Origin of the sequence: Microcystis sp. LE19-41.2A (assembly GCF_027530405.1) — a bacterium.
GTDB lineage: Bacteria > Cyanobacteriota > Cyanobacteriia > Cyanobacteriales > Microcystaceae > Microcystis > Microcystis aeruginosa.
Genome location: NZ_JAPZQJ010000105.1, coordinates 1 through 12,227 on the forward strand (window position 1 = coordinate 1; position 12,227 = coordinate 12,227).

7 protein-coding genes are annotated in these 12,227 nt (G+C 42.1%); 3 read left to right on the forward strand and 4 right to left on the reverse strand.

Annotation, left to right across the window (positions count from 1 at the left end; translation table 11 throughout):
• Positions 1-222 precede the first annotated feature (222 nt).
• From O9290_RS04525 to O9290_RS04535, 3 genes are all read right to left on the reverse strand, one after another.
• The gene (locus tag O9290_RS04525; RefSeq protein WP_288056830.1) at positions 223-3,102 is read right to left on the reverse strand and encodes a UPF0182 family protein; all 2,880 of its coding nucleotides are present in this window, start codon (positions 3,100-3,102) and stop codon (positions 223-225) included.
• A gap of 145 nt (positions 3,103-3,247) precedes the next feature.
• The gene (locus O9290_RS04530) at positions 3,248-4,474 is read right to left on the reverse strand and encodes a glycoside hydrolase family 10-like protein (protein WP_288056827.1); all 1,227 of its coding nucleotides are present in this window, start codon (positions 4,472-4,474) and stop codon (positions 3,248-3,250) included.
• 184 nt (positions 4,475-4,658) lie between these two features.
• Complete coding sequence (locus tag O9290_RS04535) at positions 4,659-5,786, reverse strand: ABC transporter permease (protein ID WP_288056848.1); 1,128 nt, start codon at positions 5,784-5,786, stop codon at positions 4,659-4,661.
• An 84-nt stretch (positions 5,787-5,870) separates the two neighbouring features.
• Between O9290_RS04535 and O9290_RS04540 the strand changes: the two genes are divergently transcribed.
• Positions 5,871-6,806, forward strand: coding sequence for a 2OG-Fe(II) oxygenase (locus O9290_RS04540; protein ID WP_288056824.1), 936 nt, complete (start codon positions 5,871-5,873; stop codon positions 6,804-6,806).
• A 67-nt stretch (positions 6,807-6,873) separates the two neighbouring features.
• Here the strand turns inward: O9290_RS04540 and O9290_RS04545 are convergent, their stop codons facing one another.
• A complete protein-coding gene (locus O9290_RS04545) occupies positions 6,874-9,072 on the reverse strand; it encodes a phosphoketolase family protein (RefSeq protein WP_288056822.1) in 2,199 nt (732 codons plus the stop codon).
• A gap of 130 nt (positions 9,073-9,202) precedes the next feature.
• On the opposite strand from O9290_RS04545, the gene O9290_RS04550 reads away from it, so the two are divergent.
• Positions 9,203-10,696, forward strand: coding sequence for a polysaccharide biosynthesis/export family protein (locus tag O9290_RS04550; RefSeq protein WP_288056820.1), 1,494 nt, complete (start codon positions 9,203-9,205; stop codon positions 10,694-10,696).
• A 358-nt stretch (positions 10,697-11,054) separates the two neighbouring features.
• Positions 11,055-12,014 (forward strand): aldo/keto reductase, encoded by a 960-nt coding sequence (locus O9290_RS04555; RefSeq protein ID WP_288023581.1) that lies wholly within the window; start codon positions 11,055-11,057, stop codon positions 12,012-12,014.
• The last annotated feature ends 213 nt before the right edge of the window (positions 12,015-12,227 follow it).

Below are 12,227 nucleotides of genomic sequence, written 5' to 3' on the forward strand. Positions count from 1 at the left end.
CCAGTGGAGGAGTTTACCCCTTTAATAATTAATTTATCTCGCACAGAATTAATTGCCCACTTTTCTAATTAAAAGCATAACTCAATCCTTTGATGATACTGGATTTTAAAATTGGCTGATTAACCAGAGCAGTCAATTTTCTGGGCAAATTCGGGGATATTGAGGATCGTTCTGGAACCAGCATCAGCTTTTTTTGCTAATTTGTGGCCAATTAGCGGCAATTTAGCTCTGATCACCTGAGAATAGCTTTTCTAAAGCTTCCTTCAAGGTTGGTTCCATGACAATTTTATTTTGATAAGCAACTGTTACTCTAGCGATTGTCGGGACACTATTTTGGTCTGCCACTAGATACAAAGGTTCTACATAAAGCAGCGATTGTTCAATGGGAATAATTAATAGATGTCCTTGCAAAACTTTAGAACCGTCCCGATTCCAAAGGGAAATCTGTTGAGAAATATCTGGATCTTGGTTAATTAAAGCCTCAATTTGATTCGGCCCGTACACTAACCTTTGTTTAGGAAATTGATAGAGTAATAACTTACCATACTCTCTATCATCTGAACGTGCTGCCAACCAAGCGATTAAATTTTGCCGACTAGAGGGAGTATAGGGATGGAGGAGAATAAATTCTTCTTTGTCGGCATCGGGCAGTTTCATGATTAAATAATAGGGTGATACAGCCTGGGGTTCCGTACCGTAAATTTCTAGGGGAATTTCCCATTGATCCTCCCGATTATAAAATACTTGCGGATCGGTCATGTGATAGGTTAATAATCTTTCCGCTTGGGTACTAAATAAATCTTCGGGATAACGGATATGACTGCGGATAGTTTTCGGCATTTCTGCTAAAGATTTAAAGAGATGAGGAAAGATTTTACTCCACGTCTGAATAATTGGATCATTTTCATCGGCAACATAGAAATTCACCGTTCCATGATAGGCATCCACTACCACTTTGACCGAATTGCGAATATAGTTAAATTTATCTTTCCCCGGGTCAGAATAGGGATAGCGATCGCTGATAGTATAAGCATCAATAATCCAATGTAATTTACTACTACTATCGCCCACATCTGCCGCTACTAAATAGGGGTTGCGATCATAATTTAAAAAAGGGGCGATAGTTTGCACACGATTTTGGATATCACGACGCATTAATAAGCGAGTTTCGGGAGTAAAATCTTGGCTAAATAACATTTGCCAATCCCGCAGATAAAGGGCAAATAGCCAACGTCTCCACCCCGTCCCCACTAGGATTCCTCCCTTACCATCGTAGGTATTATAGACATTTCCATCCCCACTAGGAAAATCCAATTCTTCTACGGTGGTGGGAGTCATCACATAATTATTAGTTAATTCCCCGTAGTAAATGCGGGGTTTACCAATGGGAATACTATAATCAATTAATTCGCTAGAGGTTTGTAGGGCCCCTTCGTCTTTATTTGTGCCGATATCTTTGACAAAATAGTAGGGTAAACCCCCGGCAGCCACTAAATTAACCGGGGAAAGAGTGAACCCATAACCGTGGGTATAAACGAGATGTTTATTCACCCAAGTGTTAGCAGAAGTGGGAACCGCACTATAATCTAATTCTCTAGCGGCAATAATTGTCTGTTGTTTTTCAGATATTTGACGTTCTTCGATTTTTTCAGGCAATCCTACTCGTACCCGATAGCGATCGATATCAGCATCGGGGAATTTATAATATAAGCGAATTTGCTGTAATTGTCGGTTAGTTTCTAGCAGTGGTTTGGTGTCCCAAAGACGAATATTATCGATAGTTAGATGGTTTCTCTCTAAAACTTCGGCATTTAATTCGGCCTGTGGATCGAAAACTTGGGCATCAATTCTATCTAAGGAAAAAGCCGCTCTTGTGGATTGAATACTTCTTTCGATATAGGGTCTTTCTCTCACTAATTCATTCGGTTGTACGACAGTTCTTTGCAATAGTCCACTGATAATTGTGCCACTTATCCAAACAATTAAATAGAGAAATACAGGAACTAAGTAGGGGAAAAATACCAACTTTTTCTTAGGATTTTTGTATAACTTGCGACGGTCTTTTTTACCAAATAATGCTTTTTCTCCTAACCATATAGAGGTTATTCCTGCAATAATTCCCAGAATAATTTCAATAAATTGACCAACATGAACATCGATATAACCCGCACCATAAACTACCCCTTCCGGAGAATAAAGTAGCAGGTAACGCTGAATAATATGGTGTAATACTAGCAGCCCCATTAACCCACTCCACAGGGCGTATAAATGACGCAGTTGCGGACGGGAAAACCCCATAAATTTTCCCAGAGAAAGACTATCACCCGAAAAAAGATAGGTTAAAATAACAGCAAAAAGAGTATATATTCCCACACCAGTGAGCCATAATTCTAGTAACTGCCACAGGGGTAATTGAAAGATGTAAAAACCTAAATCATTCCCGTATTGAGGATCGTTAATATTGAAAGGAACACCATAAAAATATTTTAAAAAATTCGCCCACTGCCCAGCAATAATAAAAGATAGCATGACAGTGAATACTATAGATATTATTCGCAAAAAATACTCGGTTTTAATTAATAATCCCAAGACTAAAAAAGCGATAATTAACCCTTGCCACAAATTACTGGAAATATCAGTTAATACTTGCCTAATCCAAACTATTTGCAGAGGAGAATTGAGGGAAGAACTGAGGTTAGGGAGATTAAAATCTGGTGTCCAGAGACTGAGGGCTAGTTTACTGTAATACAATAACATTGACCCGATCCAAGCTCCAATTCCCGTTGCGATAATCAAAAGGCCGAGTAAATTAATACTAGGAGATTGAGGACTAAGAGGATAACTATCTTCCCGGGGTTTTTGCCAACGAAAACGCTGGGCTAAACGTAAATTAGTAAAAATAAAGAGTAGAGAAAGAATCGCACTTCCCCAACCTAATCCTAGTTGCCAAGATAATTGTTTCAGGAAAGTGTTTAAATAACCCATCTCGGTAAACCAGAGGCTATTGGCTACCACTAATACCCCCAACTGCCCGATCACAAGGCAGCCGAGAAACAGTAAAATAGGTTTAGCGATCGAGCTTCGGTTATGTCTGATCAGCATGGATAAAGTGATAAAAGAGAGTCTTCTTTCATTCTAGCGATTTTAGTTTCTCCCTGCTGCTTTTTCTTAATTTAAAGATAAACTTAAGAAACTATAGCCGGGTTAGGGCAATAATTTAGCTTAAAGTCAGCAATTTTCCCTAATTTTAGCGAGGATTAGCAGACTGGAGTATTTCTCGAAAAATCCTGCGTCGATAGGAAGGAGATTCATTGCTCATATTCCATAAAGTTTCGTAGAAAAAGAAAGAAACGCCAAAATTTTGTTGTCTCGATTTTTCCACTTGTTGAGTAATATTAACCATCGGAATCGGACGACCTTTTAAACCAGATAAAATCCCAATAGCCACGGGGATAGATTCTCTAGCTTGCTGTAATTCTGGTTGCGATAATTCCCAGTCAAAGGCGTTCATATCAGTTCGATACACTTGTATTATTAACTCATCAATCAAGTTTTTTTGTTGCCATTTTTGCCAATCTAAAAGATAGGATTCTAGGGAGAAAGTGTAGGGATTAGGAGATAGGGAAATAATCGCTGTAGGTTGGCGCTTTTTAATCATCTGGGCTAAACTATTCATATAGTCAGTAATTTTATCGGCCCGCCATTGAATCCATGCTTTATCTTGGTAATCTTGCGGGGGTAATTGTCCCGAATGTTCCCTTTGATAGAGTTTAATCGTGGTTTCATCATAGCCAAAATCGGTGGGATAACCAAAATGATCATCAAACTGAATTCCTTCTATATCGTAGTTAGTAATAATCTCGCTGACTAAATCCGTAATAAAGTTTTGTACTTGCGGATGTAAGGGATTTAACCACACCCGTTGATGCACTTTTCCTTCCCACCAAATCACACTTTTATCCTGTCTTTGGGTTAACCAATCGGGATGTCGTTTGGCTAATTCTGAATCCGCAGGAGCCATAAAACCAAATTCAAACCAGGGAATAATTCTTAATTTTTTCCGATGACCTTGGCTAATTATTTCCTCTAAAAAGTCGCGATTTTTTAAAGATTCATGGGGATCGATCGCTCGTCCCGTAACTTTTTCTGCTACCCTAGAAGGATAGAGTGTATAACCCCAATTCCAGACCGTGGGATAAATAGTGTTAAAGTTTAAATCGGCCAACCTATCAAGGGCATCTTTTAGGGTTTCCGGTTTAAATAATACCTCACTATCGATATTAGTTAACCAAACTCCACGAATTTCGGGTTTTTCTTGGGGTTGATTGGTCGATTGTGCCGGATAATTAAAGGTTATCGTCATGATACAAGCAAAGATAATTAAAAATATTACCCAGCTTATTTTTCCGTATCTTTGACTATAAATCACCAAACTATCGGCGAAATTATTAAAGGTTTTACTGATTCTATTCATAATGGGAAGTGGGGAAGTGGGGAAGTGGGGAGGTGGGGAGGTGGGGAGGTGGGGAGACCACTTCGTGCGCGTTGCGGGGGGAGGTGGGGAAATTGAACTACAACCCTAAAACCCCAAAACCCCAACCCCTAAAATCTATCTCCTGCCTGCTGCTGACTGCCTCCTGACTGATAAAATAACTAAATTATCTCTCTAAATTGCGAGGATCTAGGGCATCGCGTAAACCATCACCGAGTAAATTAAAAGCTAAAACGGTGAGAATAATTAACAAAGCAGCTGGCCAAATTAACCAGGGTTGTAGAACAATAATTGAGGCATTGGTAGCCAGAGAAAGCATATTTCCCCAACTAGGATCTGGTTGTTGAATTCCCAAACCAATTAAACTTAAAACCGATTCGGCCACGATAAAACCCGGCACGGCTAACGTAGCAGAAATAATGATATAACTGGCAGTTTGGGGCAGCACATGACGCAGAATAATATAAAGGGGTTTTGCTCCCATAGCTTTAGCGGCCTGAATAAATTCCTGTTCTTTCAGGGATAAAACTTGACCGCGAATTACCCGCGCTAATCCCGACCAACTGATAAAAGAAGTAATCAGGACGATTAATAAAAAGCGTTGGGTGCTGGTTAATCCTGCGGGTAAAACGGCTGCCAGAGCCACGAGTAAATATATGCCGGGGATAGTCATTAAAACTTCCACAAAACGCATTAAAATCGCATCTAACCAACCGCCAAAATAGCCAGAAACGCCACCAACAAATAAACCGATAGGGAAAGAAATTAAAATCCCCACCAAACCGATAAATAAACTAATTCTGCCTCCGAAAATCAGGCGACTAAAACTATCGCGTCCCGATTCGTCGGTTCCCAATATATTGATTCTACCATCGCCGATGACTCCGAACAGATGGAGATCAAAAGGGATACCAGGGAATAAAGTTACTTCATCCCATTTTGGTGGCAAAGGTAGGCGAATTTGACCAAAATTATAGGTTTCACCCTGAACCAAGAGACGCAGCGGCAATGGTTTGTTAAAATCTCTCATTAGCTTCCGCTCACCAGTTTCTATATTAATAGCACTTTGAGTGGTGGGATAGACGTGGGGGCCAATCCACTCACCCTTGTTACTTCCCGACTGCGAGCGCCAAAAGATTTGGGTGGGGGGTAGGAGAGACTGACCGGGTTGGGAGGAGTAGGGAGAGTAGGGAGCGACAAAATCCGCCGCCATTACGCTTAAATAGAAGATTAACAGTAAAACTGCTCCCCAACGGGCGAGAGGATTATCTTTGAGTTTGTGCCACCAGTCCATAGGCGATGAGGTCAATAGGAGAGTTAATCTTTATTTTGCTAGTTTGATTGCTACAATTTATCATACCAACAAAAAAGCTGTCTAATGTTTATCAATTCCCTTGTTTATGAGAAATCTTCTGTCTATCGTCAAGATTTTGAGACAGCGCAACCGTTTAAGCATTTGGTCATCGATAATTTTTTAGTTGGGGAGCAAGCGCAAATTTTGCTGGAAAATTTTCCCAGTTTTAATTCGCAAAAAGCCATTAGTGAGTTAGGAAAAGTTGGCGGTAAGGCGGTTAATGAGGATTTAATCGGTTTAGGGGGTGTTTATCAAGAGTTTGCCCGCCACGTTCAAGCTCAAGAGTTTTTAGAGTTAATTTCCGAATTAACCGGTGTTGATAATTTAATTCCAGACCCTAGTTTTTATGGGGGTGGAACCCACGAAAATTTACAGGGTCAAGAATTAGACCCTCACATTGATTTTAACCTCGATGAGCGTCATTGGTATCATCGCCGCTTGAATTTATTAATCTATTTAAATCCCCAATGGCAAGCAGATTGGGGAGGTAATCTAGAGTTACATTCCAATCCACGTCAACCGGAAGAAAATCAGATTAAATCTTTTGTACCTATCTTTAATCGTTGTCTTATTTTTGAAACCAATGAATATTCATGGCATGGATTTTCTCAGATTAATTTACCAGAAAATAAACGGCATTTATCGCGTAAATCTCTGTCTATCTATCTCTATACCAAAGAACGTCCAGACCAGGAATTATCACCATCTCATACAACTTTTTACATCCCGCGCCCGCTGCCAGAAAATATTCAACCCCATCAAGTTTTAAGCTCAGAAGATTACCAACAAATTAAAATTTTACTGAAAAGACGGGATGATTTAATTCGTTTTTATCAAGATAGAGAACTGAAAGAATCTCAGGATTTAGTTAGTTTAAAATCCCATATTAAACGCTATCTATCCCTCCAATATCCTCGCCTATGGAAAATTATTAAAAGTTTACTCCGTTGGCGAAAGTGACCTGAGAAAAAATCCCTACTTTCCCATCAGAGAGAGTAGGGAATAATCAAAAAAACTAACTGGGAACTTAGCCTAATAACTGGGTAGCACGCGCAGTTAAAGCATTGGCAGTCAAACCATTATAGGCCATAATTTCCCCGGCACTGGCGGTGGTTTCTCCCCGTTTCCAAGCGAAGACATCCCGACGCGCATTACTGCGTAACATAATTGGTTCTAACATGGCGCTTGTACCACCGGTTACTCCGATTAAAGCATCACCGGCAAAGAGACTGTCAAAACCAGCATCATCGAGGAAATTATTATCAGCTGCCGAGCTAGTTTCACTCATCACATCGCTAGGACGGTAGAGACGACGGGGATTAATTACCGAGACGATTTTTACACCGATTCCCGCTGCTTCTAACTGTTGTGCAGACTCAAAGACGGGTAATAAAGTCATATCACCAATGACGGCAAAAACAACTTTTTTACTGCCTTCCGATTCGTGGAGAATTACGCCGCCTTTTTCTAAAGCTTGACGGGTTTGCTCAAAAGTGGTTCGCACCGGTAAAGGCGATTTACTAGCGGTGATTGTAATGCCTTTATTGCTAGTTCCTAACGCCCATTCATAACAGACTTGAATACTGTTAGCATCGCAGGGAAAGAGAGGAAAAATATTGCCATTTCGCATCATAGCGGCGAAATAATTTTCAATCTCTGGGCGTTGGTGTGTCCAACCATTACGCCCTTGCTCTAAGGCTCCGGCGGTGAATAAAGTAATAGTAGAAGGGGTGGGACGACGTAACTCGGCCATCGCTTGGGTTACAGTCTGCCAAATCGGTAAACCATTGATAGCAAAAGACTCGTAGGAACACCATAAAGTCCGCGCTCCCAAGAGAGATAAACCGACGGCTAATCCAGCACAGGCATCCTCGCTTAAAGGCTCATAAACTTGACCGTTAGGTGCTTGGAAATAGGTATCATCGCTGGTGGGGTGAATAATCTTTAAACCGACGTTAATATTATTAATTCCCGAAGCGGCATTACCATCAGCATTAGTGACGACAAAATTGGGGTCAGCTTTACCCACAGCTACCACTAATTCCCCCATGGCAGTGGTGGCCACTTTTTTATCGCCACCCACAGTATATTCGGTCATGGGTAAGGTTCCTAAATCCGGCAGCGGGAAGACTTTTTCCGTTACCACTATTTCTGCTGCCGAACCCCCTCCAGAGCGCTCGAAATTAGTACGAACAATTGCCCAAGCTTCAGGGGGTAAAGCGCGTTCTTGTAAGGCAGCAACGATATAATCTTTTTCTAAAGAATCGCCTGGATAAAGATTATGGGAAGCCGCTCCCCGTTTGTGAACTCCCGCCCCTTTAAGTTGTTTAATAATGATAACGGTTAGTTTACCTCCTAAAGCTAATTGGGCGGCTTTATCCGTGGCCATTAACACCACTTTCATGAACTCCAGACGCTGGTTAAAAGAGAATTTGGTGCTATCTACATATTCCCCATTTTGATTAGCATCATCGAAGTCTTTGGCATTAATGAGAATCACTTCCTCGAAACCATTACCGCGCCAATAGGCTTCCATTTCGGCGTTAGTTTTCAGGGACACCATGCTATGGTGTTCTTGGGAATAGCCATTCCAAACTAAAATCGGCAGAAAATTGGTAATTTCTGGATAAGCAGTGTGAAAATGACCGAAACTACTCATAATATACGGTTCTCCTAAACCACCATCCCCGATAGTCACAGGGAAAAGGGTATTAGGGTGTAATTTGGCCGCCGCCATGGCGAAATGTTGGCCTTGGCCCAAAGGACCAGCCGGCCCGAGCAGTCCGGGGATTTGTCCGGAAAGATGCCCTAAAAGTCCGTGTTTTTCCCGAAAACGTTCTCCCAATTCCCTGACGTTGCTGATGCCCATGGCTTCGAGAGAGCGATCGAGAAAGACGTTACTATAAAAACCGGGGGCATGATGGCCCACTTCGGTGAAAATATTTTTTTGGCCTAACATCATCAAAGAGGCAATTACGTCGGCAGCGCTGGCAAAACCGCCGGGGTGTCCCGATTCTTTGGTAGCGGTGATTTGTAGGGTGAGGTAACGCAAAGCATCGGCGGCTAGGAGGGTTTGATAGATAGCATTCGGGTCATTAGCGGCAATAATAGCGGTTTTTCCCTCAGCGATAGCGGCTTTTCCTGCATATTTATCAAATTCGGGTAAGGAACCCCCAAAATATTTTATTCCTTGACAAAAATCGGGAATTGTGCTAGTAGCTGTCATAAAATTAATATACCCCTTTACATACAGGCAATCGTTAAAACTATCTTACAGTTAGCGGTAACTCTCGTTAGATGCGATATTACACGGGGTTTCCATAGGCGATCGACTATTTGTGCTACACTGATCGCCAATGTTAACGATAAAATTAATCCTATTGATCATGTTAAATAGCAACCAATTACAGGATTTAATCAGTAAATCCCTACGTTATCTATTAATTATCGGCACTATTGCCCCCCTAACTTCCTTAGAGGCTCGCCCAGTCCAAGCCACTCCTCCGAGTAGTCCTACACCCTCTAAAGAGGCGATTGCTCCTATCCCCGCAGAAAGCAAAGAGTACACCCTAGGAGAAGGAGATAAAGTCCGCGTCACCGTCTACCAAGTCGCGGATTTAAGCGGCGATTTCCTTGTTTTAGCCGATGGAACCCTGACTTTACCTCTGATTGGTAGCGTCAAAGTGGAGGGAATGACCGTCACCGAAGCCGGCCAAACCTTGGCCAAGCGTTACACCACCTATCTCAAACGTCCCGTGGTTACTGTTAGCATTCTCACTCCCCGGCCTCTGCAAATCGCCATCGCGGGGGAAGTCAATCGTCCGGGTACTTATACAATTAACCCCGAACAAAGCCAAAAAACGCCCCTATTGACCGAAATAATCCGGCAAGCGGGGGGAGTGACTACGGTGGCCGATATTGGTCAAGTTCAAATCCGACGCAACCTCAAGGGACAAGAACAGCTAATTCAAGCCAATCTCTGGCAATTAATCCAAAAAGGCGATAAAACCCAAGATGTTAGCCTTAGAGATGGTGATAGCATCGTTATTCCCACTAAAACGACCCTTAGCGTCGGGGAAGTCAATCAATTAGCTGATGCCAATTTTGGACTAGATAGCGATCGAGAAATTAATGTTACTGTGGTGGGAGAAGTTTATCGTCCGGGGTCCCATCGTATTGTCCCCAATCAAGTTAACACCGTCACCACAGAGAATAATCGGGGAATTCGACGACAACCGGCCCGACTAACCCAAGCTATCCAAGAAGCGGGAGGTATCAAACCCCTCGCTGATATCCGACAGGTGCAAGTGCTGCGTTATACCCGTGACGGTTCCCAGCAGAAAATCCCCGTAGATCTCTGGAGTTTGCTCGATAAAGGCGATATGACCGCTGATATCATCCTCCAAGAAGGGGATACGGTGATTATCCCCACCGCTACTGAAATCTCGGCCAAGGAATCGGAAACCCTAGCATCGGCCAGTTTTGCCCCCAAAACCATTAACGTGAAAGTGGTCGGGGAGGTGAAAAAACCGGGGACAATTGAAGTTCCTCCCAATACCCCTCTCAATCAGGCAATTTTAACCGCAGGAGACTTTGATAAGCGTCGCGCCAATCAGTCCACAGTGGAATTAATTCGTCTCAATCCTAACGGGACTGTCACCAAAAACTCAATTAACATCGATTTTTCCCAGGGTATCAACGAGAAAACTAACCCGATTCTCCGCAATAATGATGTGGTTGTGGTTCATCGTAGCGGTCTGGCCTCTGCCACCGACACCCTCGGCACGGTTTTAAGTCCCTTTACCGGTCTGACAGGCCTCTTCAACGGATTTTTAAATCTTTTCCGTTAAAAAAGTTCACTTTACCCCGATGTCATTAGCCCAGTAATCGAGCTAATAATAGATATAGAAACGGCAAAAAGTCGTGAGCAGTCACGGCTTTTCTGCTCAATAGACTCAGGAAAGAAAACTATGATTTTTCTCCTTACTCTAGCCCTCATCGCCCTGTCGATTAGCTATAATGTTCAAGGCGAAATAATTAGCCTCAGTACCCGCTTATTAGGTCTTTTTTGTGGCTTGTTAAGTTTGTTCTTTACACCCCTACTGGTAAAGGTTTTTATCCTTGTCACTTTAGTCCTCTTTAGCTGAGATTTTAAACCCTAAACCCGACTAAAACCCTAAGCATACATAACCCATCAAAAAAACTGTTATGCAAAAACGCTATCTCGGTCAGACTAATATAGAAATTACTCCCCTTCTTGTGGGTACTTGGCAAGCAGGAAAAAAGATGTGGGCAGGTATTGAAGATGAGGAAAGTATTAAGGCTATTCGTGCAGCTTTTGAGGCAGGAATTACCACTGTAGATACAGCCGAAATCTACGGGGAAGGTCACTCAGAATTGATTGTCGCTCAAGCTTTAGCCGATATGCGAGAACAGGTAATTTATGCCACCAAAGTCTTTGCTAATCACCTCAAATATGAGCAAGTTATCGCAGCTTGCGAGCGCTCTTTAAAAAACCTCCAAACTGATTATATAGATATTTACCAAATTCATTGGCCTAGTGGTTCATGGAACACGGAAATAGTGCCTATTTCTGAAACTATGGCCGCTCTTAATTATCTAAAGGCACAGGGAAAAATTCGCGCTATAGGGGTTTCCAATTTCTCCCGCTCTCAACTGGAAGAAGCCAGTCAATACGGCAGAATTGAGAGTATTCAACCTCCCTATTCTCTGTTTTGGCGCTCGGTAGAAAAGGAAATTATGCCCTATTGTATAGAAAATAATATTTCTATTCTCGCCTATTCTCCCCTTGCCCAAGGTTTATTAACAGGAAAATTTAGAAATGGTTATCAGTTGGCAGCGGAAGACCATAGAATTAAAAATAAACTCTTTCATGGCGAAAACTTTCAGAGGGTACAAGCGGCTTTAAATCAATTAGAACCGATTGCTGACCGCTATAATTGTTCCCTAGCTCAATTATCTCTTGCTTGGTTAATTAAGCAACCCCAAACTAATGCAATTGCTGGGGTAAGAAATGCTGCTCAAGCAGTTAATAACGCTCAGGCAATGACAATTAATTTAACCCCAGAAGACCTAAAATTAATTGATAATATTGGTAAACAGGTAACTGATTTCTTGGATGATAATCCCGTGCTGTGGGATTTCTAAAAATTATGCAGCAGTTATCCTAAGGGTGAGATAGAAGTTTTGGTGGGTGCATCTCAACATTTGCAGAAATACCGACAATCAGCAATTATCAGTGACTCTTAAATTGGTACAAAAATATGAACAATCGCGTCTAAGCATCCCACCGAAAAACTAATGCGCTCCGGGGTTTGGGGGCGGCGCCACGACCCCAACGGGGTAGGGTTGATTCATGAA

What these genes read in the sequence shown, in the direction of transcription:
- O9290_RS04525 (WP_288056830.1), bottom strand. Translation starts at nt 3,102, where the DNA reads ATGCTGATCAGACATAACCGAAGCTCGATCGCTAAACCTATTTTACTG.
- O9290_RS04530 (WP_288056827.1), bottom strand. Translation starts at nt 4,474, where the DNA reads ATGAATAGAATCAGTAAAACCTTTAATAATTTCGCCGATAGTTTGGTG.
- O9290_RS04535 (WP_288056848.1), bottom strand. Translation starts at nt 5,786, where the DNA reads ATGGACTGGTGGCACAAACTCAAAGATAATCCTCTCGCCCGTTGGGGA.
- O9290_RS04540 (WP_288056824.1), top strand. Translation starts at nt 5,871, where the DNA reads ATGTTTATCAATTCCCTTGTTTATGAGAAATCTTCTGTCTATCGTCAA.
- O9290_RS04545 (WP_288056822.1), bottom strand. Translation starts at nt 9,072, where the DNA reads ATGACAGCTACTAGCACAATTCCCGATTTTTGTCAAGGAATAAAATAT.
- O9290_RS04550 (WP_288056820.1), top strand. Translation starts at nt 9,203, where the DNA reads ATGTTAACGATAAAATTAATCCTATTGATCATGTTAAATAGCAACCAA.
- O9290_RS04555 (WP_288023581.1), top strand. Translation starts at nt 11,055, where the DNA reads ATGCAAAAACGCTATCTCGGTCAGACTAATATAGAAATTACTCCCCTT.